Annotated in this window: 22 protein-coding genes; 17 read left to right on the plus strand and 5 right to left on the minus strand. The window is 68.3% G+C overall.

What is annotated here, in order from left to right; all coding sequences use genetic code 11:
- Window positions 1–68 precede the first annotated feature (68 nt).
- Complete coding sequence (locus M2421_RS18030; RefSeq protein ID WP_259209360.1) at window positions 69–1,436, plus strand: ATP-binding protein; 1,368 nt, start codon at window positions 69–71, stop codon at window positions 1,434–1,436.
- Between the two features lie 33 nt (window positions 1,437–1,469).
- Window positions 1,470–4,916 carry a PAS domain-containing hybrid sensor histidine kinase/response regulator gene (locus M2421_RS18035; protein ID WP_259209361.1) on the plus strand — a complete coding sequence of 1,149 codons (3,447 nt, stop codon included), beginning with the start codon at window positions 1,470–1,472 and terminating at the stop codon, window positions 4,914–4,916.
- Window positions 4,917–4,939: 23 nt separating this feature from the next.
- On the opposite strand, the gene mntP is transcribed toward M2421_RS18035, so the two are convergent.
- From mntP to acs, 3 genes are all read right to left on the minus strand, one after another.
- The gene (gene mntP / locus M2421_RS18040) at window positions 4,940–5,524 is read right to left on the minus strand and encodes a manganese efflux pump MntP (RefSeq protein ID WP_259209363.1); all 585 of its coding nucleotides are present in this window, start codon (window positions 5,522–5,524) and stop codon (window positions 4,940–4,942) included.
- Between the two features lie 673 nt (window positions 5,525–6,197).
- Window positions 6,198–6,863 (minus strand): response regulator transcription factor, encoded by a 666-nt coding sequence (locus M2421_RS18045; RefSeq protein ID WP_259209365.1) that lies wholly within the window; start codon window positions 6,861–6,863, stop codon window positions 6,198–6,200.
- A 199-nt stretch (window positions 6,864–7,062) separates the two neighbouring features.
- Window positions 7,063–9,006 carry an acetate--CoA ligase gene (acs, locus tag M2421_RS18050; protein ID WP_259209367.1) on the minus strand — a complete coding sequence of 648 codons (1,944 nt, stop codon included), beginning with the start codon at window positions 9,004–9,006 and terminating at the stop codon, window positions 7,063–7,065.
- A gap of 437 nt (window positions 9,007–9,443) precedes the next feature.
- Here acs and M2421_RS18055 point away from each other — a divergent pair, with 437 nt between their 5' ends.
- From M2421_RS18055 to M2421_RS18065, 3 genes are all read left to right on the plus strand, one after another.
- Entirely contained in the window at window positions 9,444–10,871 is a 1,428-nt protein-coding gene (locus M2421_RS18055) for a porin (RefSeq protein WP_259209369.1), read from the plus strand.
- Window positions 10,872–10,932: 61 nt separating this feature from the next.
- Window positions 10,933–12,588 carry an MFS transporter gene (locus M2421_RS18060; RefSeq protein ID WP_259209371.1) on the plus strand — a complete coding sequence of 552 codons (1,656 nt, stop codon included), beginning with the start codon at window positions 10,933–10,935 and terminating at the stop codon, window positions 12,586–12,588.
- A 172-nt stretch (window positions 12,589–12,760) separates the two neighbouring features.
- Complete coding sequence (locus M2421_RS18065) at window positions 12,761–14,176, plus strand: coniferyl aldehyde dehydrogenase (RefSeq protein ID WP_259209373.1); 1,416 nt, start codon at window positions 12,761–12,763, stop codon at window positions 14,174–14,176.
- Between the two features lie 164 nt (window positions 14,177–14,340).
- Here the strand turns inward: M2421_RS18065 and M2421_RS18070 are convergent, their stop codons facing one another.
- On the minus strand, window positions 14,341–14,676 hold the full coding sequence (locus M2421_RS18070; RefSeq protein ID WP_259209375.1) for a hypothetical protein: 336 nt from the start codon (window positions 14,674–14,676) through the stop codon (window positions 14,341–14,343).
- Between the two features lie 94 nt (window positions 14,677–14,770).
- Between M2421_RS18070 and xth the strand changes: the two genes are divergently transcribed.
- Window positions 14,771–15,538: an exodeoxyribonuclease III gene (xth, locus tag M2421_RS18075; protein ID WP_259209377.1), complete on the plus strand. Its 768-nt coding sequence runs from the start codon at window positions 14,771–14,773 to the stop codon at window positions 15,536–15,538.
- Between the two features lie 57 nt (window positions 15,539–15,595).
- Here xth and M2421_RS18080 read toward each other — a convergent pair whose 3' ends face one another.
- Complete coding sequence (locus M2421_RS18080) at window positions 15,596–15,847, minus strand: GlsB/YeaQ/YmgE family stress response membrane protein (RefSeq protein WP_259209379.1); 252 nt, start codon at window positions 15,845–15,847, stop codon at window positions 15,596–15,598.
- A 90-nt stretch (window positions 15,848–15,937) separates the two neighbouring features.
- On the opposite strand from M2421_RS18080, the gene M2421_RS18085 reads away from it, so the two are divergent.
- The 11 genes from M2421_RS18085 (at window position 15,938) to M2421_RS18135 (ending at window position 25,165) form a co-directional block, all read left to right on the plus strand.
- Window positions 15,938–16,537, plus strand: coding sequence for a 4'-phosphopantetheinyl transferase superfamily protein (locus tag M2421_RS18085; protein ID WP_259209381.1), 600 nt, complete (start codon window positions 15,938–15,940; stop codon window positions 16,535–16,537).
- Between the two features lie 359 nt (window positions 16,538–16,896).
- On the plus strand, window positions 16,897–17,535 hold the full coding sequence (rsmG, locus tag M2421_RS18090) for a 16S rRNA (guanine(527)-N(7))-methyltransferase RsmG (RefSeq protein WP_259209383.1): 639 nt from the start codon (window positions 16,897–16,899) through the stop codon (window positions 17,533–17,535).
- Between the two features lie 210 nt (window positions 17,536–17,745).
- Window positions 17,746–18,543 (plus strand): ParA family protein, encoded by a 798-nt coding sequence (locus M2421_RS18095; protein WP_259209386.1) that lies wholly within the window; start codon window positions 17,746–17,748, stop codon window positions 18,541–18,543.
- Window positions 18,543–19,466 (plus strand): ParB/RepB/Spo0J family partition protein, encoded by a 924-nt coding sequence (locus M2421_RS18100; RefSeq protein WP_259209388.1) that lies wholly within the window; start codon window positions 18,543–18,545, stop codon window positions 19,464–19,466. Before M2421_RS18095 ends, M2421_RS18100 begins: the two co-directional genes overlap by 1 nt.
- A 35-nt stretch (window positions 19,467–19,501) precedes the next feature.
- Window positions 19,502–19,810, plus strand: coding sequence for a helix-hairpin-helix domain-containing protein (locus M2421_RS18105; protein WP_259209390.1), 309 nt, complete (start codon window positions 19,502–19,504; stop codon window positions 19,808–19,810).
- Between the two features lie 41 nt (window positions 19,811–19,851).
- Window positions 19,852–20,580 (plus strand): suppressor of fused domain protein, encoded by a 729-nt coding sequence (locus M2421_RS18110; RefSeq protein WP_259209392.1) that lies wholly within the window; start codon window positions 19,852–19,854, stop codon window positions 20,578–20,580.
- 50 nt (window positions 20,581–20,630) lie between these two features.
- Complete coding sequence (locus M2421_RS18115) at window positions 20,631–21,596, plus strand: NAD-dependent epimerase/dehydratase family protein (RefSeq protein ID WP_259209395.1); 966 nt, start codon at window positions 20,631–20,633, stop codon at window positions 21,594–21,596.
- Window positions 21,597–21,683: 87 nt separating this feature from the next.
- A complete protein-coding gene (locus M2421_RS18120; protein ID WP_259209397.1) occupies window positions 21,684–22,406 on the plus strand; it encodes a glycosyltransferase family 2 protein in 723 nt (240 codons plus the stop codon).
- On the plus strand, window positions 22,406–22,747 hold the full coding sequence (locus M2421_RS18125; RefSeq protein WP_259209398.1) for a lipid-A-disaccharide synthase N-terminal domain-containing protein: 342 nt from the start codon (window positions 22,406–22,408) through the stop codon (window positions 22,745–22,747). Before M2421_RS18120 ends, M2421_RS18125 begins: the two co-directional genes overlap by 1 nt.
- A 170-nt stretch (window positions 22,748–22,917) precedes the next feature.
- The gene (locus M2421_RS18130) at window positions 22,918–24,693 is read left to right on the plus strand and encodes a DUF885 family protein (protein WP_259209400.1); all 1,776 of its coding nucleotides are present in this window, start codon (window positions 22,918–22,920) and stop codon (window positions 24,691–24,693) included.
- Window positions 24,694–24,793: 100 nt separating this feature from the next.
- Complete coding sequence (locus M2421_RS18135) at window positions 24,794–25,165, plus strand: DUF2946 family protein (RefSeq protein WP_259209402.1); 372 nt, start codon at window positions 24,794–24,796, stop codon at window positions 25,163–25,165.
- Window positions 25,166–25,176: the final 11 nt, after the last annotated feature.

Genomic DNA, 25,176 nt, shown 5'->3' on the forward strand with positions numbered 1-25,176 from the left:
GTGGAAGGCTAATATACCGGCGTTGTCGACAAAACTTGACGCTTCTGGCCCGTTCGGACCCGCCGTACATGCCGATTACCCCGTTCTCCTCCCTCCTTGACGATGCGCCTGGCGCGGCCACACCGGGCCTGGGCGAGCGCACCGACGCCATGTTGCGCGGCCTCTGGCTGCTGGTGGCGGCCTTCCACCTGCTGACCGCCAGCTGGTTGCTGCTGCGCCTGGGCGACGGAGTGGACACCCTGGTCCTGGCCCTGGCCGGGGCGCACCTGGCGGTGTGCGTGGGCTGCCTGGTCGAGCAGCGGCGCGGCCGTGGGGTGCGTGCGGCGACGCTGTTCGTGGTCGGCCAGTTGCTGCTGCTGTCGGTGACCGAAGGCTATTGGGGCCTGGCGTCGCTGTCGCGGGTCCAACTCGTGCAGGTGGTGCCGGTGCTGCTGGTGGCGGCGCTGCTGGGCGCGGCGCCGTTGCGCTGGGCCACGCTCTGGGCGTGCCTGGCGATGCTGCTGGGTGCCTGGATCGACCTGGCCGGCATCCTGTTCCGCCCCGACCGCGTCGCGCACGTGGTCACCGATCTGGGCGTGTGCGTGTTCGGCTGCGTACTGGTGGCCTGGCTGCTGCACCACAGCGTCACCGGCCTGCGTGAGAGCCTGCAGGTGGCGCGGCAGCACGGCGTCGAGCTGGCGCGCAAGCGCGATGAGCTGCAGCTGGAAATGCAGGAGAAGGAGCGCTCGCGCGACCAGCTGGTGCACGCGATGAAAATGGAAAACGTGGGCCGGCTGGCCAGCGGCATCGCGCATGACTTCAACCACCTGCTGGCGCTGGTGCACGGGTACGTGGGCAAGGCGCGCCGCGCGCCCGATCCGGCGACCGTGGCCGAGGCATTGCAGGGCATCGACTCGGCCGCCCGCCGGGCCAGCGCGGTCAGCCGGCGGCTGCTGGATTTCAGCCGGCTGGAGGCCAGCCGGCCGCAGCTGCTCGATGCCGCCGCGACCATCGACGCGATGGCGCCGACGCTGCGCCAGGTCTTCGGCGAGAGCGTCCACTGCCATGTCGATAGCGGCCAGGTGCAGTGCCGCGTCCACTTCGACCCGGCGCAGCTGGAATCGATCCTGCTCAGCCTGGCGGTCAACGCCGGCCAGGCGATGCCCGAGGGGGGGCGCTTCGCGCTGCGGCTGGGGTGGTTGCCCGACGCCGGCGAGCTGTCGATACAGGCCGCCGACACCGGCCTGGGCATGAGCGAGGAGGTCCGGGCGCGCTGCCTGGAACCCTTCTTCACCACCAAGCCGGTCGGGCAGGGCACCGGGCTGGGGCTGGCCGTCAGCGCCAGCCTGGTGGCGGCCGCCGGTGGCCGCATCGAGGTGGAAAGCCGGCTTGGCCATGGCACCTGCGTGGACATCCGCCTGCCGGCGCGCGCTGCCCCTGTCGAGCAAGCGTCGTGATCTACTAGCGGTCTGCTCGCACGGAATCATCCCGTGGTCTCCAGTTGGATCCTGCTGTTGGTATCGGTGGCCTACGCCGCGCTGTTGTTCGGCGTGGCGTGGTGGGGCGACCGTCGCCCGATGTACCCGGACCGGCCGTGGCTGCGCCCGGTGGTCTACAGCCTGGCGCTGGCGGTGTACTGCTCGTCGTGGACGTTCTACGGCGCGGTCGGCACCGCGGTGCGCAACGGCATCGGCTACCTGCCGATCTACCTGGGGCCGTTGCTGCTGTGGCTGTTCGGCTGGCGCATCATCGAACGCCTGGCGCTGGTCGCGCGCAGCCAGAACGTGGTGTCCATCGCCGACTTCATCTCCTCCCGCTTCGGGCGCTCGCGGCGGCTGGCCGCGCTGGTGGCGGTGATCGCGCTGATCGGCATCGTGCCGTACCTGGCGCTGCAGTACAAAGCGGTGGCGATGAGCCTGCAGGTGCTCACCGGCAACGTCGGGCCGACCGGTTTCTTCACCGATCCGGCGCTGTACGTGGCGCTGCTGATGGCGCTGTTCGCCACGCTGTTCGGCACCCGCCAGGTGGACGCCACCGAGCACCACCACGGCATGATGCTGGCCATCGCGCTGGAATCGATGATCAAGCTGATCGCGATGGTCGCGCTCGGCCTGTTCGCCTACCTGTGGCTCAACGACCACACCGATGCGGTGCTGCAGTCCGCGCACACGCTGTTCAGTGGGTTGCCGCCGGTGGGCTTCATCTCGCAGACCCTGCTCAGCTTCCTGGCGATCATCTGCCTGCCGCGCCAGTTCCACGTGGCCGTGGTGGAGTGCGGCGACGTGCGCGACATCCGCCGCGCGCGCTGGATGTTCGGTGCGTACCTGGTGATCATCTCGGCGATGGTGATCCCGATCGCCACCGCCGGCGTCACCCTGTTCGGCACCGGTGGCAGCGTCGCCGACGACAGCATGGTGCTGGCCCTGCCGCTGGCCGAGGGCCGCAAGTTCCTGGCGCTGGTGGCCTACGTGGGCGGCTTCTCGGCGGCCACCGGCATGGTCATCGTGGCCTCCATCGCGCTGGCCACCATGGTCAGCAACGACCTGGTGATGCCGGTGCTGCTGCGCCGCAGTGGCGACCACCAGGAAGCGGCCGACGTCGCCTCGCGCGTGCTGTGGATCCGCCGCACCGCGATCCTGCTGCTGGCACTGGTCGCCTACAGCTACTACCGCGGCAGCAGCAACGACAGCACCCTGGCCTCCTACGGGCTGATGGCGTTCGCCGCGGTGGCCCAGTTCGCGCCCGGGCTGATCGGCGGCCTGTACTGGCGCGGCGCCAGCCGGCGGGGCGTGGAGGTGGGCATGCTGCTCGGCTTCGGCACCTGGGTGTACACCCTGCTGTTGCCGGCGTTGACCCACGCCGGCTGGATGGACGCGACGTGGCTGGTGCAGGGGCCGTTCGGCATCGCCTGGCTGCAGCCGCAGCACCTGTTCGGCATGAGCGGCTGGGATCCGCTGACCCATGGCACGTTCTGGTCGCTGCTGGTCAATGTGGCGGCGATGCTGCTGGTCTCGGTGCGCTGGCGCCCGGGCGTGGACGAGCGCCTGCGCGCGGCGCCGTTCCTGGACCCGTACGCGCAGCGGCCCTCGGTGGCCGGCGCGTGGCCGGGCCATGTGCACGTGGAAGACCTGCTGGCGCTGGCCTCGCGGGTGGTGGGGGACCGGCACGCGCGGCGTTCGTTCCTGGAGCAGGCCCAGTCGATGGGCCGCGAACTGCAGGCCTCGGCGCCGGCCGACCGCGCCTGGGTGCAGTTCACCGAGCGCCTGCTCGCCGCCTCGATCGGCGCGGCCTCGGCGCGCCTGCTGCTGACCAGCCTGTTGCGCGGCTCGGGCATGGACCTGGGCGAAGTGGTGGCGGTGCTGGACGAGGCCGGGCAGGAACTGCGCTTCAACCGCGAGATCCTGTCCACCACCCTGGAGAACATCAGCGCCGGTGTCAGCGTGGTCGACCCGGACATGCGCCTGACCGCGTGGAACCGCCGCTACCAGCAGATGTTCGGCTACCCCGACGGCATGCTTTACGTGGGCCGCCCGGTGGCCGACCTGATCCGCTACAACGCCGAGCGCGGCGAGCTCGGCGAGGGCGACATCGAGGTGCAGATCAACCGCCGCATCGGCTACATGCGCGCCGGCTCGCCGCATATCTTCGAGCGCACCCGCAGCGACGGCAAGGTCATCGAGATGCGCGGGCAGGCGTTGCCCGGCGGTGGTTATGTCACCAGCTACAACGACATCACCGATTACAAGCATGCCGAGAAGGCGCTGCTGGAGGCCAACGAAACCTTGGAGCAGCGCGTGGCCGAGCGCTCGCACGAGGCCGAGGTGGCCCAGCAGTCCAAGACCCGCTTCCTGGCCGCGATCAGCCACGACGTGCTGCAGCCGTTGAACGCCGCACGCCTGTTCGCGTCGGCATTGCGCGAGAGCCACCACCACAACGAAGAGCAGCGGCATCTGGCCGAGCGCGTGGACGCTTCGCTGCGTGCCGCCGAAGAACTGCTGGACGGCCTGCTGGACGTGTCGCGGCTGGATGCCGGCGGATTGCACCCGGTGATCGGCGATTTCGACGTCAGCCTGTTGATGCGCGAGCTGGCCGCGCAGTATTCACCGGTCGCGGCCGGCCGCGGGCTGCGCCTGGACCTGTTCGCGCGCCCGGCCTGGATCCGCAGCGATCGCCGCCTGTTGCGGCGCGTGCTGCAGAACTTCCTGGCCAATGCCTTGCGCTACACGCGGCAGGGCCGGATCGTGCTGGCGGTGCGGCATCGGGGCGACGAGGTGGAGCTGCAGGTCTGGGACACCGGGCCGGGCATTCCCGAGCACCACATGCAGCAGATCTTCGACGAGTTCCACCGCTACCAGCAGCCGTTCGACTGGGGCGAGCAGGGCCTGGGGCTGGGGCTGTCGATCTGCCAGCGCATCTCGCGCCTGCTCGACCACCGCCTCAATGCACGCAGCCGGGTGGGCAGTGGCAGCATGTTCTCGATCATGCTGCCCCGGGTGGAGGCGCCGGCCCTGCCCCAGGCCGCGGCCACCGCGCCCGCGCCACCGCCGCGCACCGATTCGCTGGCCGGCATGCGGGTGCTGTGCGTGGACAACGACCAGGAGATCCTGGATGGCATGCGCGCGCTGCTCGGCCGCTGGCAGGTGGAGGTGATCACCGCCAGCACCGTGGACCAGGCGCTGGAAAAGGTGGATGCGCAGCCGGATGTCATGCTGGTGGACTACCACCTGCACGACCGCCTGGACGGGCTGGACACGCTGGTGGCGATGCGCGACAAGGCCGGCCGGGCGATTCCCGGGGCGTTGCTGACCGCCGACGGTCGCGACGAGTTGAAGCGGATGGCGCGTGAGCGGGGCTATCGCCTGCTGACCAAGCCGATCAAACCGGCCTCCCTGCGTGCCTTCCTGGCCGCCTTCCACGCGCCGCGCGGCGACCTGTAGCCACGCGGCGCCGGGCCGCGCCGTCAGGCCATGGCGCCGCTGAGGTGTTCGTACAGGATGGTGGCGCCGATGATGATCAGGATGATGCCGCCGATGATCTCCGCGCGCTTGCCCACCATGTTGCCGAGCACGCGGCCGAGCATGACCCCGGCGGTGACCATGCTGAAGGTGCACAGGCCGATGACCAGCGCCATCACCCCGATGTGCACATCCAGGAAGGCCAGGCCGATGCCGACCGCCATGGCGTCGATGCTGGTGGCGAAGCCGGTGACGGCCAGGCGCCAGAAGCCGTGATGCTTGCGGGTGTCCTCGTCTTCGTCCTCGTCGCCGTCATCGGGCCGGATGCCATTGATGATCATGTGCACGCCCAGCGCGCCGAGCAGGCCGAAGGCGATCCAGTGGTCGAATGCCTCGACGTACTGCAGGGCGGCGCGGCCCAGCAGCCAGCCAATGATCGGGGTGATGGCTTCGATCACGCCGAAGATGAGACCGGCGCGCAACGCATCGGGGAACCGCGGCTTGCGCATGGCCGCGCCTTTGCCGATCGCCGCGGCGAAGGCATCGGTGGACATGGCAAAGCCGATCAACAGAATCGAGAGGGGGGACATGGGGACACGGCAGGTTGGGCAATGGCAGGCAACGGACCGCGCTCGCGCCCAACCTGTCGTTGCGCACGCGGACCGCTGGTCTCGCCAACCATCATGGCTACCCGCACCACGGCGCACTGGCCGAGTATGTTGATGCGGGCAATTCCTGCAGCAGGAATCAGGCTACTCCCCAAGGGGACGCGAAGCTTAGCACCGGGCCTGCGGATTGGAGCGTTCACCGGCAATTGCGCAGGCAACGCTGGATTTCATAGCCCCGGCTATAAGCCCAAGCGGGTAGATCCACGCCATGCGTGGATGCTTTTCGTTCCGGCATCGCGCCATCCGTGGATGCTCTTCGTTCCGGCATCGCGCCATCCACGCGTGGCGTGGATCTACTCTTCTTCCGGCGGCAACACGATCTGTTCGTCGTCGATCGCCAGTGGATGCTCCAATGCCGCAGGCTTCATAGCCCAATCGCGTAGATCCACGCCATGCGTGGATGCTCTTCGTTCCGGCATCGCGCCATCCACGCATGGCGTGGATTTACTCTTCTTCCGGCGGCAACACGATCTGTTCGTCTTCGATCGCCAGTGGATGCTCCAATGCCGCAGGCGTCACAGCCCAATCGCGTAGATCCACGCCATGCGTGGATGCTCTCCGTTCCGGCATCGCGCCATCCACGCGTGGCGTGGATCTACTCTTCTTCCGGCGGCAACACGATCTGTTCGTCGTCGATCGCCAGCTTGCCGGCCATCAGCACCGCCTGGGTGCGGTTGGTGACGCCGAGTTTGCGCAGGATCGCGGTGACGTGGGCCTTGATCGTCGCCTCGGACACGTTGAGATCGTACGCGATCTGCTTGTTGAGCCGGCCGGCGCCGAGCATCTGCAGCACACGGAACTGCTGCGGGGTGAGCTCGCGCAGGCGCTGGCCGATCTCGCGCTCCTCGCGCCCGGTCGGCGGCACGTTGTGCGCCTCCGGCGGGGCCCAGGTCTCGCCATCGAGGATGGTGCCCAAGGCGTGGCCGATGGTGTCCGAATCGGCGGATTTGGGGATGAAGCCGAACGCGCCATGGTCGAGCGCGCGGCGCATCACCGTGGCTTCCTCGCGCGCGGACACCACCACCACCGGCAGCTGCGGGTGCAGGGCGCGCATGTGCACCAGTGCATTGAAGCCCTGGGCACCGGGCATGTTGAGGTCCATCAGGACCAGGTCGGCATCGGTGTGCTGGTCGGCCAGCTGGTACAGCGCTTCCACGCTGTCGGCCTCGAACAGCTGCACGCCGGGGATGACGCGTTGCACGGCCCCGCGAAGGGCTTCGCGGAACAGCGGGTGGTCGTCGGCAATCAGGAGGGTTGTCATGGTGGGGGCCATGTTGCGGAGGAATGCAGCGACGCAACGAAAAAGTGTAGCGAGGGGCCAGCCCCCTGAGTCAGGGGGCGGCCGCGAAGCGGCGGAATGCGGGTGCGGGTGAGGCCGGGCCCACGATCCGGTTGCGGAGGGTGGGCGCGGCAGCGCACATGCGCCGACGCGGTCCCATTCTGCGCCGGGTGCCGGAGGACTATTTCACCTTGCGCTCTTCCACCAGCGACGCCACCACCGACGGATCGGCCAGGGTCGAGGTGTCGCCCAGCTGGTCCGGCGCGTTCTCGGCGATCTTGCGCAGGATGCGGCGCATGATCTTGCCCGACCGCGTCTTGGGCAGGCCCGGCGCCCACTGCAGGTGGTCGGGCGCGGCGATCGGGCCGATCTCCTTGCGCACCCAGGCGATCAGTTCCTTGTGCAGTTCCTCGCTGGGGGTCTCGTCGGCAATCAGGGTGACATAGGCATAGATGCCTTGGCCCTTGATGTCGTGCGGGAAGCCGACCACGGCGGCCTCGGCCACCTTCGGGTGCGAGACCAGGGCGCTTTCCACTTCGGCGGTGCCGATGCGGTGGCCGGACACGTTGATCACATCGTCCACGCGGCCGGTGATCCAGTAGTAGCCGTCCTCATCGCGACGGCAGCCGTCACCGGTGAAGTAGCTGCCCGGGTAGGTGCGGAAGTAGGTGTCGATGAAGCGCTGGTGGTCGCCGTAGACGCTGCGCATCTGGCCCGGCCACGAATCACGGATGATCAGGTTGCCCTCGGTGGGGCCGTCCTGGATCTCGCCCTCGGCGTTGACCAGCGCCGGCTGCACGCCAAAGAAGGGCAGGGTGGCCGACCCGGGCTTGAGGTCGACCGCGCCCGGCAGCGGGGAAATCAGGATGCCGCCGGTTTCGGTCTGCCACCAGGTGTCCACGATCGGGCAGCGGCTGTCGCCCACCACGTCGTAATACCAGCGCCAGGCCTCGGGATTGATCGGCTCGCCCACGCTGCCCAGCAGGCGCAGCGAGGCGCGCGAGGTGCGCTTGACCGGGGCATCGCCTTCGCGCATCAACGCGCGGATCGCGGTCGGGGCGGTGTAGAAGATGCTCACCTGGTGCTTGTCGATCACCTCCCAGAACCGCGAGGTGGTCGGGAAGTTCGGCACGCCTTCGAACATCAGCGAGGTCGCGCCGTTGGCCAGCGGCCCGTACACGATGTAGCTGTGGCCGGTGACCCAGCCCACGTCGGCGGTGCACCAGTAGATGTCGTCCTCGCGCAGGTCGAACACCGCCTCATGGGTGTAGGCGGCGTACAGCAGGTAGCCGCCGGTGGTGTGCAGCACGCCCTTGGGCTTGCCGGTGGACCCGGAGGTATACAGGATGAACAGCGGGTCTTCGGCGTTCATCCGCTCCGGTTCGCACTGCGCCGGCTGCGGGTCCACCACGTCGTGGAACCAGCGGTCGCGCGGGGCCTGCATGTCCACCGCACCGCCGGTGTGGCGCACCACCAGTACCGTTTCCACGGTGGTGGTGCCGGGCAGTTTCAGCGCGGCGTCGACGTTGGCCTTGAGCGGCACCTTGCGACCACCGCGCAGGCCTTCGTCGGCGGTGATGATCAGCTTGCTGCCGCAGTCGATCACCCGGTCGGCGATCGAGTTGGGCGCGAAGCCACCGAACACCACCGAGTGCACCGCACCGATGCGCGCGCAGGCGAGCATGGCCACGGCTGCATCGACGATCATCGGCAGGTAGATGGTGACCCGGTCGCCCTTCTTGACCCCCAGGCTGCGCAGCGCATTGCCGAGCCGGCACACGCGCTCATACAACTGCCGATAGGTGACGCCCTGCGCGGGCGCATCCGGGCTGTCCGGTTCGAACAGCAGGGCGACCTTGTCGCCGCGCGTGTCCAGCTGCCGGTCCAGGCAGTTGACGCTGGCGTTGAGTTCGCCGTCTTCGAACCACTTGATGCGGAAATCGTCGAGGTCGTAGCTGACGTTCTTGATCGTGGTCGGCTTCTTGAACCACTGCAGGCGCTCGGCGGCCTTGCCCCAGAAAGCATCCGGGTGCTCCACCGACTCGCGGTAGAGCGCTTCATACGTGTTCTTGTCAATGCGCGCCTTGGCGGAGAAATCCGCCTTGACGGGGTAAAGATCGGCCATGGCACCCTCACTTGCACTAGGACTTGGGTTGTGCGATCGCAGCATAACCCGCGACCCTTCCCCCTCAGTTTGCCGCATCCACCCTCCTTCGCGTTGCCTGGGTGGTTAGACCTTGGTCGAACGCGGGAGACCCCGGGCAGGGCGCGACGCCGGGCGTGCGGCAGGGCGGCCACGACCGACGGTCGACGGGTACGCGGCGCGTTTGCGGCGGCGGTGCGTTGGTGTGGCCTCGTCTGCGGGTGAAAGCGTACTGGCCAACCGTCGGAACCTGCCCGGGTGTCGGCGGCACCTGCCGTTCGCCCGTGGCGCCCGGGTCGTGCTCGCCCGGTGGGCGAGTACGACTAATGGCCAATAGCCGCTGCCGGTGGCACAGCCGCACTGTCGGCTCGACCGTGCCCAGCGCGGCGTTCGCATTGCCACCCGGGAGAGAGGGCAACATGAGCCACCGTTTACTGAAGACGACACGCCGGCCGTTGGCGGCCGCCCTGTTCGTTGCATTGATCGCGCCAGGCGTGGCGTTCGCCGACACCGCCAAAGAAAAGGCGCTCGAAGCGCGCATCGCCGAGCTGGAGCGCCAGGTGCAGATGCTGGTCAACACCAGCCAGCAGCAACAGACCCAGATCAGCCAGGCCCAGACCGATGTCACCGCGGTCAAGACCGTGCAGGCCCAGCAGCCGGTGGCCGCGCAGGTGCCGGCAGGCAAGCAGCCGATCCAGGTCACCACCATCACCCCGGGCGCCGCGCCGGGCACCACGGTCAAGATCGGTGGCTTCATCAAGGCCGACTTCCTCGCCACCCAGACCAGCGATGGCCAGTTGGCCGACGATGCCACCGGCCGTGCGCTGTACCTGCCCGGGCAGACCCCGGTCGCCGGGGCCGGCGGCAGCGGCAAGCGCTCGGACGTGGACTACAACGCCCACGCCAAGTTCTCGCGCTTCAACCTGGGTATCGACAACGTGAGCGATGCCGGCAACAAGGCCGGTGCGTTCTTCGAGATGGACTTCTTCGGCAACTCGCTGGGCAACCAGACCGCCACCAACACCTACGGCGTCACCCTGCGGCATGCCTACATGTACTGGAACAACTGGCTCGCCGGCCAGACCTGGTCCAACTTCATGGACGCGGCCTCGCTGCCGGAAGCGGCCGATTTCGTCGGTCCCACCGACGGCGTGCTGTTCGTGCGCCAGGCGCAGATCCGCTATACCCAGGGCGGCTTCAGCGTCGCGCTGGAAAACCCGGAAACCACCCTGCTCACCGGCACCCGCAACCCGATCACCGGGGCGTGGACCAACGTGGCCAGCAACTCCGACCGCGGCGCGCTGCCCGACCTGACCCTGCGTTACGGCTGGAAGGGCGATTGGGGCACCTTCGGCGTCGGTGCGGTGGTGCGCCAGCTCAAGGTGGACAACCAGGCCACCGGCGCCGACGCGGACAAGATCGGCGGCGGCCTGACCCTGGGCGGCAAGTGGGTGATGGGCAGCACCGATACCCTGCACTACCAGATCAGCGGCGGCGAAGGCATCGCCCGTTACGTCGGCCTCGGCGTCACCGCCGATACCGCCTATGACGTGGCCCGCGACGAGCTCAACCCGACCGGCGTGCTGGCCGGCTACGTCGGCTGGCGCCACGCCTTCACCCCGAAGCTGCGCACCAACCTGATCTACGCGCGCAGCGACTACGACAACGACGGCAGCCTGGGCCCACTGGTCACCAAGAGCGTGCAGAGCATCCGCGGCAACATCTTCTACACCCCGATGCCCAAGGTCGATATCGGCGCCGAATACATGTACGGCGTGCGCGAGATCGAGGACGGGCGCAAGGGCGACATCAACCGCCTGCAGTTCACCACGAAATACAGTTTCTAAATGAGTGCCGACCCACGGTCGGCACCTGCCAACAACGATTGCTTCGGAGGGGAAGCGTCCCATGTCAACAACACCTGCACCGGCGAAAGCCCAACTTACCCAGGGACACAAGAAGGTCATCTTCGCGTCCAGCCTGGGTACCGTCTTCGAGTGGTACGACTTCTTCCTGTATGGCTCGCTCGCGGCGATCATCGCCAAGCAGTTCTTCAGTGGCGTCAACGAAACCACGGGCATGATCTTCGCCCTGCTGGCCTTCGCCGCCGGCTTCTTCGTGCGCCCGTTCGGCGCGGCGTTCTTCGGTAGCCTCGGCGACCGCATCGGCCGCAAGTACACCTTCCTGGTCACGATCCTGATCATGGGCATCTCGACCTTCCTGGTCGGCGTGCTGCCCAACTACGCCTCGATCGGCTTTGCCGCCCCGGTGATCCTGATCATCCTGCGCCTGGCCCAGGGCCTGGCGATGGGCGGCGAGTACGGTGGCGCGGCCACCTACGTGGCCGAGCATGCCCCGGTCGACAAGCGTGGCCTGTACACCAGCTTCATCCAGTGCACCGCGACGCTGGGCCTGTTCATGTCGCTGCTGATCATCCTCGCCTGCCGCTATTTCCTCGGCAACGAGGCCTTCGAAGCCTGGGGCTGGCGCATTCCGTTCCTGGTCTCCATCGTGCTGCTCGGCGTCTCGGTGTGGATCCGCCTGCAGCTGAGCGAATCGCCGCTGTTCCAGCAGATGAAGGCCGAAGGCAAGGGCTCCAAGACCCCGTTCCGTGACAGCCTCAAGGACGGCAACCTCAAGCTGATGCTGCTGGTGCTGCTGGGTGCCGCCGCTGGCCAGGCCGTGGTCTGGTACGGCGGTCAGTTCTACGCGCTGTTCTTCCTGAGCAGCATGCTCAAGGTCGATGCCACCACCTCCTACCTGCTGATCGCCGCCGCCCTTGCGCTGGGCGTGCCGTTCTTCATCTTCTTCGGCTGGCTGTCCGACCGCATCGGCCGCAAGAAGATCATCCTGGCCGGCTGCCTGCTCGCGGCCGTCACCTACATCCCGATCTTCAAGGGCCTGACCCACTTCGCCAACCCGGCCATCGAAGAAGCCCGCTCCAGTTCGCCGGCGCTGGTGGTGGCCGACCCGAACACCTGCTCGTTCCAGTTCGATCCGGTCGGCATGCGCAAGTTCACCAGCTCCTGCGACGTGGCCACCGCGGCCCTGACCAAGGCCGGCGTGCCGTATGAGGTCAAGCCGGCCGCCGCCGGTACCCTGGCCATCGTCAACGTGGGCAGTGCCAGCGTCACCTCCTACGAGGCGGCCGGGCTCACCAAGGAAGACGGCAAGGCCAAGGCCGATGCGTTCGGCGCCGAACTGAAGACCGCACTCACCGCCGCCGGTTACCCGGCCAAGGCCGACAACGCGCGCATCAACATCCCCGGCACGATCTTCATGCTGTGGCTGCTGGTGCTGTACGTGACCATGGTCTACGGCCCGATCGCCGCCTACCTGGTCGAACTGTTCCCGACCCGCATCCGCTACACCTCGATGTCGCTGCCGTACCACATCGGCAACGGCTGGTTCGGTGGCTTCCTGCCGGCGATTTCCTTCGCGCTGGTGGCCGGCACCGGCAACCTCTACTACGGCCTGTGGTACCCGATCATCATCGCGTTGATGACGGTCGTGGTCGGTGGCCTGTTCCTGCGCGAGACGCGCGGGGTGGACATCACCAAGTAACGGTGCACCACACGGTATGAAACAGGGGCCGCGATGCAGATCGCGGCCCTTTTCATTCCCGCAGTGCCGGCCGTTGGCCGGCAACCAGGCGACCCCATCCGGCGGTGCAGGACGTCCCCGCCCAGCGGCCGGCACGACCGCCCATCACACCCCCTGCCGCTATAGTCGCCGCATGAGCGAAGCCCACACCGATCCCGCCGCGCTACCCGCGATCCTGCACAGCCTGCGCAGCGCGTGGCAGGCCCAGCGCCCGTCGCTGGACCAGCGCCGCGGCGACCTGCAGCGCCTGCGCGCCGCGCTGAAGGCACGGTTGCCGCAGATGGCCGAGGCCATCTCGGCCGACTTCGGCCACCGTTCCACCCACGAATCGCTGATCGCCGACGGCATGACCGTGCTCGGCGATATCGACCACCTGTGCAGCCACCTGCGCCGCTGGATGCGGCCGCGCCGGGTCGGTGTCGGCTGGCGGTTCTGGCCGGCGCGCGCGCAGACCCGCGCGGTGCCGCTGGGCGTGGTCGCGGTGATCTCGCCCTGGAACTACCCGGTCAACCTCGCGCTGATCCCGCTGGCCACCGCGATCGCCGCCGGCAACCACGTCATCCTCAAGCCGTCCGAGCACACCCCGCGCACCAGCGCCTTCCTGCAGGCGCTGCTGGCCGAGGTGTTTCCGCGCGACCGCGTGGCGGTGGTGCAGGGCGACGCCGCGCTGGCCAGCGCGCTGGCCGGCTCGCCGTTGGACCACCTGGTGTTCACCGGCTCCACCACGGTGGGCCGCAAGGTGATGGCCGCCGCGGCCGAGCACCTCACCCCGTTGACCCTGGAGCTGGGCGGCAAGTCGCCGGCCATCGTCTGCAGCGACTACCCCCTGGACAAGGCCGCCGCACGCCTGGCCACCGGCAAGTGGTTCAACGCCGGCCAGACCTGCATCGCGCCGGATTACGTCCTGATCGATGGCGCCCGCCAGCGCGAACTGGTGCAGCAGCTGCAGACCCAGGTGCGCGCGCGTTACGGCGATTTCAGCGATGCGTCGGACTACACCCGGATCATCCATGAAGGCCAGTACCAGCGGCTGCGTGGCTACCTCGACCAGGCCCGCGCGCGCGGCGTGCCGGTGATCGAACTGGCCAACGTGGATCCCGAGCGCGCGCGCCGCGAGCGCCTGATCGTGCCGACCATCGTGCTCGATCCGCCGGCCGACCTGGACCTGATGCGCGAGGAGATCTTCGGTCCGATCCTGCCGGTGTGCGCCTACCCGGACCTGGATGCGGCACTGGCCGAGGTGCAGGGCCGCGACCGGCCGCTGGCGTTGTACGTCTTCAGCCAGCAGCGCGAAAGCGTCGAGCGCGTGCTGGGCCAGGTGGTGGCCGGTGGCGTCACCGTCAACGACACCCTGCTGCATTTCGCCGTCAACGACCTGCCCTTCGGCGGGGTGGGGCCGAGCGGCATGGGCGCTTACCATGGCCGCGCCGGCTTCGATGGCCTGAGCAAGCAGCTGCCGATCCTGTGGCAGTCGCGCTGGGCCGCCAGCGACCTGCTCAAACCGCCGTATTCGACGATCGCCGGGATGTTGAAGGCACTGCTGCGCTAGCGGCAGCCAACCCCAAGGGTAGAGCCGAGCCATGCTCGGCTGCGCCTGGCACCGCCCATGACCCCGCAAACCGCGTCGGATGCGCCAATGGCCCGCCTCTTCGGCTCACGCGACCACGCAACCACGTCCGGACCCGCCCGAATCAGCCCGACTGACAGGAACGATCAGGATCCAGGCCGCGAGCGCCGCCCTTCGTGGAACCACGCATAGGCAGCAGCCTCCAGATCGCCTTCCTCCGCGACCACCGAGCCATCTTCGTCCAACAGCGTGTAGTGGCGCTGGTCGCCTCCCAGTGCGGCGCTGCCATCCAGTCCGAGCAGCAGCGTGTACATGGCATCGCTGACGAACACGTCGAGCATGTCCCGCAACGCTTGCGCCTGCCCGGGTGACAGCGCCATGGACGCGATCCTTGCCGCGGACGCCGTGCCCGGGGTCCAGGCGGCGGCCAGCAGCTGCTCTTTCTCGGCGTACCAGTTGGCGACGAAGGTGTCTGCGTCCATGGGGTCTGCGTGCGATGAGGGCCCACAGCCTAGCGTGGAACCAGGCCCCAGGGCTGCCGGCCAACGGCCGGCACGACCCGGTAGAATGGCGCCCATGAAAATCGCCTCCTGGAACGTCAATTCGCTCAACGTGCGCCTGCCGCACCTGGAACAGTGGCTCACCGCGTTCGCGCCGGACGTGGTCGGCATCCAGGAAACCAAGATGGAGGACCACAAGTTCCCCGACGCGGTGCTGGCCGGGCTGGGCTACCGCAGCGTGTTTGCCGGGCAGAAGACCTACAACGGCGTGGCGCTGCTCTCGCGCGAGCCGGCGCAGGAGGTGCAGATCGGCATCCCGGGCTTCGAGGACGAGCAGAAACGCGTCATCGCCGGCACCGTCAACGGCGTGCGCATCATCAACCTCTACGTGGTCAACGGCCAGGACGTGGGCACCGACAAGTACGCCTACAAGCTGCGCTGGCTGGAGGCCGTGCACGCCTGGGTCGAGGCCGAGCTGGCCACGTACCCGGAGCTGGTGGTGATGGGCGACTTCAACATCGCCCCGGACGCGCGCGATGTGAATGACCCGCTGGTCTGGAACGAGAACCACATCCTGACCTCCACCGCCGAGCGTGGGGCGTTGAACAAGCTGCTGCAGCTGGGCCTGCACGACGCCTTCCGCCTGCACAGCGAGGAAGAAGGCATTTTCAGCTGGTGGGACTACCGCGCCGCCGGTTTCCGCCGCAACCTGGGCCTGCGCATCGACCTCACCCTGGTCTCGGATGCGCTCAAGGCCCGCGCCATCGCCTCGGGCATCGACCGTGAGCCACGCACCTGGGACCGCCCCAGCGACCACGCGCCGGCCTGGGTGCAGCTGGGGTGACAGAAACGACAAGGCCCGGCAATGCCGGGCCCTGTCGTTGACTCCATCGCGCGTTGGTCAGCGGATGCTCTTGCGCGTAAACAGGTTCACGATGGCCAGCAGGATCACTGCGCCGATCAACGAGAACAGGAACGTGCGGATGGTGATCGCTTCGTTGATGCCGCCGCCGAACAGGAAACCGGCGATCAGTGCGCCGACGATGCCGACCACGATGTTGAGGATGATGCCTTGCTGCGCGTCGCGTCGCATGATGATGCTGGCAAGCCAGCCCACGATGCCACCAACGATCAACCAGATGATGATGCCCATAGTCTTGACTCCCAGGTGGTGTGAACGACCGCACCAGTTGACGGCAGCGCCCGTGAAATCACCGTGCAGCCGTCCTCACCGCGCGCACGCATGAGCACCGATAGCGGCCTCGGCGGTCCCTGGCGGTTCGGCCCGGTCACGGTGTGGTGCCTGCCGCACGTCAACGGCACCCGCGGCGAGCCGCAGGCGCGGGTGCTGCTGGCGGGGCAGCTCGGCACCGACCCGGACACCCTGCCGCTGCAGCGCGACCCGCGTGGCCGCCCGGAGCTGCACGCTGCGTTTGCGCACCTGGGCACCGGCTGGAGCCACAGCCATGGCCGGTTGCTGGTCGCGCTGGGCGAGGGCGTGCGCCTGGGCGTGGACCTGGAGCCGCTGCGGCCGCGGCCGCGCATGCGCGAGATCATCGAGCGTTTCTTCCACCCTGGCGAGGTCGACTGGCTGCTTGGGCTGGACGAAGACGCCCGCCAGCGCTGGTTCTTCCGGGTCTGGTGCGCCAAGGAGGCCATCCTCAAGGCACAGGGGCAGGGCATTTCCTTCGGCCTGCACCGCCTGCAGTTGGCGCCAGCCCCCGACGCCGCCCTGCACCTTGCCTGGTGCGACCCCAAGCTGGGCGACGCCGCGCGCTGGCACCTGCACGAATGGGCCGCGGCCGATGATTTCCGCGCCGCGTTGGCCTGGCACGCCGTCTGAGCGAAAGGCCTGCCGTGCGATGGCCTGCTGAAGGCGCCGATCATTGCCGCGCTGCGCGCGGCCAGCCGAGCATGGCTCGGCTCTACCAAGGCCAGCCGAGCGTGGCTTGGCTCTACCTAAGGCCAGCCGAGCGTGGCTTGGCTCTACCTAAGGCCAGCCGAGCGTGGCTTGGCTCTACCTAAGGCCAGCCGAGCATGGCTCGGCTCTACCTAAGGCCAGCCGAGCGTGGCTTGCCTCTACCAAGGCCAGCCGAGCATGGCTCGGCTCTACGCGTGGGCGGGATCGACGCCCGCCCTCCGTGGGGGAATCCGTGTGCCGCCCTTGCCCTTGCCCCGCTGTCGACCTGCGATAATCGCCCCATGACCGAACACACACTCCCGGCCGGCGTGGCCGCAGCGCTTGAGCGTGGCCTGGCCGCGATGGACCTGGATGCCGCCTTGGCGCCGCCGTTGCTGACCTACCTGACCCTGCTCGACCGCTGGAACCGCACCTACAACCTCACCGCCATCCGCGATCCGCTGGACATGGTCACCCGCCACCTGCTCGACTCGCTGGCGATGCAGCCGTTCCTGGAGAGCGGCACCCTGGCCGACCTCGGCACCGGCCCCGGGCTGCCCGGCATCCCGCTGGCGATCGCCCGCCCGCAGCTGCAGGTGACCCTGGTGGAAAGCAACGGGAAGAAGGCCCGCTTCATGCGCGAGGCCGTCCGCCAGCTGGGTTTGGGCAATGCCCGCGTCGCCGAATCACGCGCCGAGGCCCTGGCCGAACCCGGCGCCTACGACCACCTGACCGCGCGCGCCATGGATACCCTGGCCGGGATCATCCAGGTCGGCGGCCACCTGCTGCGGCCCGGCGGCCGCCTGCTGGCGATGAAGGGCGTGCACCCGCACGATGAAATCGCCCAGCTGCCCAGCGGCTGGCAGGTCGAGCAGGTACTGCCGCTGCACGTGCCCGGACTCACCGGCGAGCGCCATCTGGTGGTCGTGGCCGGTCCTTGAGGCCACCGCCTGCGTACCAGCGCCGGTGCCGGCACGCGGGCGGATATCGGCGGCAGCGCCCGTCACAGCAGCCGTTGCGCTGTCCACCGGGCGCATCCCATGCGTCCCCGGCCGGTCGCGGGCGCGGCCCGGCGCGCATCTCACAGTGCATGACACGCCCCATATACGCATAATGACCAGTCCCACTCCCTGCCGATGAGGCTCACCCGCATGGCCCGCATCATCGCCATCGCCAACCAGAAAGGTGGCGTCGGCAAGACCACGACCGCCGTCAATCTGGCCGCCTCCCTGGCTGCTGCACCCAAGCGCGTGCTCCTTGTCGACCTCGATTCCCAGGGCAATGCGACCATGGGCAGCGGCGTGGACAAGCGTGAAGTGGCCGCCTCCACCTGCGACCTGCTGCTCGGCGAAGCCACCGCGGTCGAAGTGCGCGTGACCACCCCGGAAGGCTTCGACCTGCTGCCGGGCAACATCGACCTGACCGCCGCCGAGATCCAGCTGATGGACCAGGGCGAACGCGAGCAGCGCCTCAAGCGCGCCCTGGCCCCGGTCCGCGACGAATACGACTTCATCCTGATCGATTGCCCGCCGGCGCTGTCGCTGCTCACCCTCAACGCGTTGGCCGCCGCCGATTCGGTGATCGTGCCGATGCAGTGCGAGTACTACGCGCTGGAAGGCCTGAGCGCGCTGGTGGAAACCATCGAAGCGCTGCGCGCCAACCTCAATCCCAGCCTGGAGATCGAGGGCGTGCTGCGCACCATGTTCGACGTGCGCAACAACCTGGCCAACGCGGTGTCGGCCGAACTCACCGACCACTTCGGCGACCGCGTGTTCCGCACCATCGTGCCGCGCAACGTGCGCCTGGCCGAAGCGCCCAGCCACGGGCAGAGCATCGTCGGTTACGACCGCGCCTCGCGCGGTGGCGTCGCCTACCTCGGCCTGGCCGGGGAAATCATCCGCCGCCACCAACAACGCAATAAGGCCGACAAGGCCCTGGAGACCGCCTGATGAGCACCAAGCCCGCCCTCGGCAAGAAACGCGGCCTCGGCCGCGGCCTCGATGCGCTGCTGGGGCCCAAGGGCGCGGTGACTCAGGTGCAGGCTGCCGCCGTGGTCGAACCGCTGCCCGGTGAAGTGCTGCGCAAGCTGCCGGTGGGCCACCTGCAGCCGGGCAAGTACCAGCCACGCCGCGACATGGACGAAACCAAGCTCGCCGAGCTGGCCGAGTCGATCAAGGCGCAGGGCGTGATCCAGCCGATCCTGGTCCGCCAGCTCGGCCCGGACAGCTTCGAGATCGTCGCCGGCGAACGCCGCTGGCGCGCCTCCCAGCTGGCCGGCCTGGACGAAGTACCGGTGGTGGTGCGCGAACTGGAAGACCGCACTGTCATCGCGATGGCGCTGATCGAGAACATCCAGCGCGAAGACCTCAACCCGCTTGAAGAAGCCGAGGCCCTGCAGCGCCTGATCAGCGAATTCGCGCTCACCCACGCCGAGGCCGCCCAGGCCGTCGGCCGCTCGCGCGCGGCGGTGTCCAACCTGCTGCGCCTGCTGGAGCTGCCGATCGCCATCCGCCTGCTGCTGGAAACCCGCCGGCTGGAAATGGGCCACGCGCGTGCGTTGCTCACCCTGGCCCCGGAACTGGCCAGCAAGCTCGCCCAGGAAGCGGCCGACCAGGGCTGGTCGGTGCGCGAAGTGGAGCACCGCGCGCAGCAGTTCGCCGCCGGCAAGGTGCCGGGCGCACTGCGCAAGAAGCCCACCGCCAGCGCGCCGCAGGCCGATATCGCGTCGCTGGAGACCGAGCTGTCCGAGTCGCTGGGCGCACGCGTGGCGATCAACCACGGCCGTGGCGGCAAGGGCAAGCTGATCATCCATTACACCGACCTGGACACGCTGGATGGCGTGCTCGAACGACTCCGCGTACAGAAGGGCTGAGTCCCCCGCCTGCGCAAGAGGATTACCCCACCGTAATGAACCCCACCAAGGTCGACCGCAACCATCTGTTGCGTCTGACCGACCTGCCGAATGTCGGGCCGGCCTGTGAGAAAGATCTGCGTCTGATCGGCATCCGCGTCCCCGCGCACCTGCGCGGTCGCGATGCCTATGACATGTATGCGCAGCTGTGCCTGCGCACCGGCGTGATGCACGATCCCTGCGTGATCGACGTGTTCCTGTCGATCCTGCGCTTCATGCAGGGCGAAGCGCCGCGCCCCTGGTGGGATTTCAGCAAGGAACGCAAGGCCACGCTGGCCAAGGACGCACCGCTCACCTTGTGGTGATGCGTCCCTGGCAGGCGCTGGCCACCAACAAGGAGCCGTGCATGAGCACTCCCTACGATGACGTAAGCCCGGGCGGTAGTCCGATGCTGATGCACACCCGACCCAGCGACTTCGCGCCGGCTGCCGGTGATGCATGCATCGAACAGATCAGCGCGCATATCGAGCAGCATCTCGGCCCGATCGCCCACGTATTCCATGAAATCGTGTCCGACACCGTGCACATCGACGTGCATGTGGTGCCGGCCACGGAGGATTTCCCGCACCTGCGGCTGGTGACGTCGGGCATGAGCGATCTGCCGATGACCCTGTCGGCTGGCGCGGAAGGTTCACCGCAGTACATGGAGTTGATGGTGACGCTGCCGGCCGACTGGCCGTTGCAGCAGGCCGACTTCGAGGACGAGCGCCACTACTGGCCGATCCGCCTGCTCAAGGTGCTGGCGCGCCTGCCGCACAAGTTCGATACCTGGCTGGGCTTCGGCCACACCGTGCCCAACGGCCACCCGGCCGAACCCTATGCGCCGGGCGTGGGCTTCGACGGCGCGATCGTGCTGCCGCCGGTCACCGCCCCCGAGGCGTTCGGCCATCTGGTCATCAACGATGAAAAAACCATCGTGTTCATGTCCATCGTGCCGCTGTATCCGGAAGAATTGGCCCTGAAACTGAAGAAGGGCAGCGACGCCCTGCTGGACCGCTTCGACGCCAAGGGCATCAGCGACATCATCGAACCTGGCCGGGTGAACGCCGCCAGGAAGCGCTTCGGGCTGTTCTGAGCCCGGCGCATCGGCGATATCCTGTCCACAGGAATTTCCAGGACCCTGCCATGACCCTTCTTGTCACCGGCGCTGCCGGCTTCATCGGCGCCAACACCGTCCGTGCCCTGCTCGACGCGGGTGAAACGGTGGTCGGGCTGGACAACTACAACGACTATTACGACCCGCAGATCAAGCGCGACCGCGTCGCCGCGCTGTGCCCGGACGCGGACATCCGCGTGCTCGACCTGACCGACCGCGACGGCCTGGCCGCGCTGTTCGACGAGGTAAAGCCGACCCGGGTGATCCACCTGGCCGCGCAGGCCGGGGTGCGCTACTCGCTGGAAAACCCGCACGCCTACGTGGACAGCAACCTGGTCGGGTTCGTCAACATGCTCGAACTGTGCCGGCATCGCGGCGTGGCCCACCTGGTCTATGCCTCCAGCAGCTCGGTGTATGGCGACTCGGCCACCCCGCCGTTCTCCGAAGACCAGCGCATCGACAAGCCGCGCTCGCTGTATGCCGCCACCAAGGCCGCCAACGAGCTGATGGCGTATACCTACGCGCAGTTGTATGGCCTGCATGCCACCGGCCTGCGCTTTTTCACCGTGTACGGTCCCTGGGGCCGCCCGGACATGGCCCCGCTGCTGTTTTCGCGCGCGGTGCTGGCCGGCCGCCCGATCGACGTGTTCAACGACGGCAACATGCAGCGCGACTTCACACATGTTTCCGACATCGTGGCCGGTATCCTCGGCGCGCTGGCGCATCCGTCCGGCGAGGACGTGCCGCACCGCGTATTCAACCTCGGCAACCACACCCCGATCGAGCTGGAGCATTTCATCGGGGTCATCGAAGCCGCCGCCGGACGCCCGGCACGCAAGGTCTACAAGCCGATGCAGCCCGGCGACATGGTCCGCACCATGGCCGATACCACGCGCGCCCATGACGCCTTCGGCTACGATCCGGCCACGCCGATCGAGCGCGGCCTGCCGCCGGTGGTGGCCTGGTGCCGGGACTATTTCGGCGATCACGCCTGACACACGGCTCCGCATTCATCTTTGGATAACCCCGGGTGCGGACAATGCGCGCTCGTTTTCGATACTGGCCATTCGCAGAGCCCGACCATGAGCCACCCCCTGTTGTCGGTCGTCGTCCCGGTCTTCAATGAACGCGACAACGTCAAACCCCTGATCGACGAGATCACCGCGGCCCTGCGTGGCCAGCTCGCCTTCGAGATCGTCTACATCGACGACCACTCCCGCGACGACACCCTGGCCGTGCTGCAGGGGCTCAAGGCCGCCAACCCGGAGCTGCGGGTGCTGCACCACGTCAGCCAGAGCGGGCAGAGCACCGCCGTGCGTACCGGGGTCCGGCACGCCCGCGCGCCCTGGATCGCCACCCTCGACGGGGACGGGCAGAACGATCCGGCCGACATCCCCAAGCTGCTGGCGGCGCGCGCGGCCGCCGCGCCGGAGGTCAAGCTGTTCGCCGGCTGGCGGGTCAACCGCCAGGACTCGGGCAGCAAGCGCTGGGCCAGCAAGTGGGCCAACGCCATCCGCGCGCGCATGCTGCGCGATGACACCCCCGACACCGGCTGCGGCATCAAGCTGTTCGAGCGGGAGGCCTTCCTGGACCTGCCGTACTTCGACCACATGCACCGCTACCTGCCGGCGTTGATGCAGCGCGCCGGCTGGAAGACGGTCAGCGTGCCGGTCAACCACCGCCACCGCACCGCCGGGGTATCCAAGTACAACAACCTGGGCCGTGCCCTGGTCGGCATCCGCGACCTGCGCGGGGTGGCCTGGCTGATCACGCGCAGCAAGCGCACCGCCGTGGAAGAACGCTGATGGAGCTGCACTGGCTCGACCAACCGTTGACCTGGCTGTACTGGACCGGCCTGCACGTGACGGGCTGGAAGCTGATCGGCTATACCGGCGCGCTGATGTTCGGCGGCCGCTGGCTGGTGCAGTTCGTCGCCTCCAAGCGCGCCGGCAAGCCGGTGATCCCGCGCCTGTTCTGGTACATGAGCGTGGTCGGCAGCCTGATGACGCTGAGCTACTTCCTGTTCTCGGCCAAGCAGGACTCGGTCGGCGTGCTGCAGAACCTGTTCCCGGCGTTCACCGCGCTGTACAGCCTGAAGCTGGACATCCAGCACCGTGGGTGGAAGCGGGACAAGGCGTCGCATTAGGCAGGGGCATCCACGCATGGCGTGGATCTACGCGCGCCTGCGGCGCTTGGGTCCCGGCCGTTGGCCGGTCGCCGATCCTGCCCGCGTGGCGGGCAGGACCTTTGATCCATGCACAGGGCCTGCATCGGGTGCCATGATCGGGGTTTGCCGTCCCACGGGAACCCCTGATCGTGAAATCACCGCTCGTTGCTGCGTTGCTGCTCGCCCTGGCCCTTCCTGCCGGCGCTGCCTTGGCCGCCGCGCCGGATGCCGCCCCGGCCAGCCTGGCCGCCGAAAGCCCCGCCGATGCGCAGTTCCGCGCGATCTACGAGAAGGAGTGGACGTGGCGCCAGGACGGCGGTGGTGCGGCCAGCGAGGACGACGACGGCCCGGCCAATGCGACCCGCATGCCCGACGTGGGCCCGGCTGCCCAGCAGGCGCGGCTGAAGGTCTGGGACGACGTGCTGGTCCAGCTCGACAAGGTCGACCGCGCGGCGCTGTCGCCGGACAACCAGGTCAACTACGCCATCTACCGCGACCAGGTGTTCAACCTGGCCGCCGAGGTGCGCCTGGGCGGCTATGAAATGCCGTTCAACGCGGACTCCTCGTTCTGGTCGAACCTGTCCTTCATGGCCCGCCGCGAGATGAAGACCGCGCAGGACTATCGCAACTACATCGCCCGCCTCAACGATGTGCCGCGCTACTTCGACCAGCAGACCGGGAACATGCGTGCCGGGCTCAAGCGCGGTTTCAGCGTGCCGCGCGCGGTGCTGGACGGCCGCGAGGTCTCCATCGCCACCGTGTCCGAGCTGAAGGACCCGACCGCCTCCCCGCTGTATGCACCGTTCAAGACGCTGCCGTCCAGCATCCCCGCCGCCGACCAGGCGCAGCTGCAGGCGCAGGCGCGGCAGGCCATCAGCGGCAGCGTGGTGCCGGCCTTCGCCAAACTGCGCACCTTCTTCGTGGGCGAGTACGTGCCGCAGGCGCGCACCACGCTGGCCGCCGAGGCGATGCCTGGTGGCGAGGCGTACTACAAGCAGCAGATCCATCAATACACCACGCTGGACCTCACCCCGCAGCAGATCCACGAGATCGGCCTGAAGGAAGTGGCGCGCATCCAGAAGGAAATGGACGCGGTCATCAAGCAGGTCGAGTTCAAGGGCAGCTTCGCGCAGTTCCTCACCTTCCTGCGCACCGACCCGCAGTTCTACGCCAAGACCCCGGACGAGCTGCTGTATCGCGCCGCGTGGATCTCCAAGCGGGTGGACGGGGTGATCGGCAAGTACATGACCCTGCCGCGCGCGCGCTTCACCATCGTGCCGGTGCCGCCGGACATCGCCCCGTTCTGGACCGCCGGCCGTGGCGGCATGGGCACCTACTGGCTCAACACCTACAACCTGCCGGCGCGCCCGCTGTACAACCTGCCGGCGCTGACCCTGCACGAGTCCGACCCGGGCCATGCGCTGCAGGGTGCCCTGGCCGCCGAGCAGGGCCAGCTGCCGGAGTTCCGCCGCAATGCCTACATCTCCGCCTACGGCGAGGGCTGGGGCCTGTACTGCGAGAAGCTCGGCGTGGAGATGGGCATCTACGAAACCCCGTACGAGGATTTCGGCCGCCTCACCTACGAGATGTGGCGCGCCGCGCGCCTGGTCATCGACACCGGCGTGCACCACAAGGGCTGGACCCGCGAACAGGCCATCGCCTACCTGCGCGACCACACCGCGTTGAGCGAGCATGAAGTGACCACCGAGGTGGACCGCTACATCTCCTGGCCGGGCCAGGCGTTGAGCTACAAGCTGGGTGAGATCGCGATCGTGCGCCTGCGCGCGCAGGCGGAAAAGGCGCTGGGCGACCGCTTCGACGTGAAGGGCTTCCACGACGCCGTGCTCAAGCAGGGCTCGGTGCCGCTGCCGGTGCTGGAGCAGCAGATCCAGGCCTACATCGCCCAGCGCAAGGCCGCGGGCTGATCCATGCGGGATCGGTCGCCGCATGGCCGATCCCGCCTTCGTGAACCGCGGCCCGCGCCTGCGATTGTGTAACGGGCGAGCCGCCGGCTACCCTGCCGGCATGCTCCGCCATGCCCGCCCGCGTCCGTCCCTGCTGCTGCGCCTGCTGATGCTGGTCGCGGTCGGCCTGGGCGTATTCGGCACGGCCACCGCGTCGGCGCTGGCCGACATCCACATCAGCCTGCATGCCGATGCCGCGCATGGGGCCGATGACGTCGCCGGCGAAGCGCCCGACGCCGACCTCGATGCTGGCGACCTGCTGCACACCCTGGTGCATTGCGGCCATTGCCATGGCCACGGCGGCGTGCTGCCGATGGCGTCGTTGCCCTGGGTACTGCCGGCAGCCCCCGCGCATGCCGTGCCGACCAGCCTGGCCGCGCAACTGCGTACCCAGCCGCCCGAGAGCCTGCTGCGCCCCCCGATAGCGTCCTGATGCCACGCGGC

The sequence above is a fragment of the Stenotrophomonas sp. BIGb0135 genome (assembly GCF_024810105.1).
Classification (GTDB): Bacteria; Pseudomonadota; Gammaproteobacteria; order Xanthomonadales; family Xanthomonadaceae; genus Stenotrophomonas; species Stenotrophomonas maltophilia_AB.

What these genes read in the sequence shown, in the direction of transcription:
- M2421_RS18030 (WP_259209360.1), top strand. Translation starts at nt 69, where the DNA reads ATGCCGATTACCCCGTTCTCCTCCCTCCTTGACGATGCGCCTGGCGCG.
- mntP (WP_259209363.1), bottom strand. Translation starts at nt 5,524, where the DNA reads ATGTCCCCCCTCTCGATTCTGTTGATCGGCTTTGCCATGTCCACCGAT.
- M2421_RS18045 (WP_259209365.1), bottom strand. Translation starts at nt 6,863, where the DNA reads ATGACAACCCTCCTGATTGCCGACGACCACCCGCTGTTCCGCGAAGCC.
- acs (WP_259209367.1), bottom strand. Translation starts at nt 9,006, where the DNA reads ATGGCCGATCTTTACCCCGTCAAGGCGGATTTCTCCGCCAAGGCGCGC.
- M2421_RS18055 (WP_259209369.1), top strand. Translation starts at nt 9,444, where the DNA reads ATGAGCCACCGTTTACTGAAGACGACACGCCGGCCGTTGGCGGCCGCC.
- M2421_RS18060 (WP_259209371.1), top strand. Translation starts at nt 10,933, where the DNA reads ATGTCAACAACACCTGCACCGGCGAAAGCCCAACTTACCCAGGGACAC.
- M2421_RS18065 (WP_259209373.1), top strand. Translation starts at nt 12,761, where the DNA reads ATGAGCGAAGCCCACACCGATCCCGCCGCGCTACCCGCGATCCTGCAC.
- M2421_RS18070 (WP_259209375.1), bottom strand. Translation starts at nt 14,676, where the DNA reads ATGGACGCAGACACCTTCGTCGCCAACTGGTACGCCGAGAAAGAGCAG.
- xth (WP_259209377.1), top strand. Translation starts at nt 14,771, where the DNA reads ATGAAAATCGCCTCCTGGAACGTCAATTCGCTCAACGTGCGCCTGCCG.
- M2421_RS18080 (WP_259209379.1), bottom strand. Translation starts at nt 15,847, where the DNA reads ATGGGCATCATCATCTGGTTGATCGTTGGTGGCATCGTGGGCTGGCTT.
- M2421_RS18085 (WP_259209381.1), top strand. Translation starts at nt 15,938, where the DNA reads ATGAGCACCGATAGCGGCCTCGGCGGTCCCTGGCGGTTCGGCCCGGTC.
- rsmG (WP_259209383.1), top strand. Translation starts at nt 16,897, where the DNA reads ATGACCGAACACACACTCCCGGCCGGCGTGGCCGCAGCGCTTGAGCGT.
- M2421_RS18095 (WP_259209386.1), top strand. Translation starts at nt 17,746, where the DNA reads ATGGCCCGCATCATCGCCATCGCCAACCAGAAAGGTGGCGTCGGCAAG.
- M2421_RS18100 (WP_259209388.1), top strand. Translation starts at nt 18,543, where the DNA reads ATGAGCACCAAGCCCGCCCTCGGCAAGAAACGCGGCCTCGGCCGCGGC.
- M2421_RS18105 (WP_259209390.1), top strand. Translation starts at nt 19,502, where the DNA reads ATGAACCCCACCAAGGTCGACCGCAACCATCTGTTGCGTCTGACCGAC.
- M2421_RS18110 (WP_259209392.1), top strand. Translation starts at nt 19,852, where the DNA reads ATGAGCACTCCCTACGATGACGTAAGCCCGGGCGGTAGTCCGATGCTG.
- M2421_RS18115 (WP_259209395.1), top strand. Translation starts at nt 20,631, where the DNA reads ATGACCCTTCTTGTCACCGGCGCTGCCGGCTTCATCGGCGCCAACACC.
- M2421_RS18120 (WP_259209397.1), top strand. Translation starts at nt 21,684, where the DNA reads ATGAGCCACCCCCTGTTGTCGGTCGTCGTCCCGGTCTTCAATGAACGC.
- M2421_RS18125 (WP_259209398.1), top strand. Translation starts at nt 22,406, where the DNA reads ATGGAGCTGCACTGGCTCGACCAACCGTTGACCTGGCTGTACTGGACC.
- M2421_RS18135 (WP_259209402.1), top strand. Translation starts at nt 24,794, where the DNA reads ATGCTCCGCCATGCCCGCCCGCGTCCGTCCCTGCTGCTGCGCCTGCTG.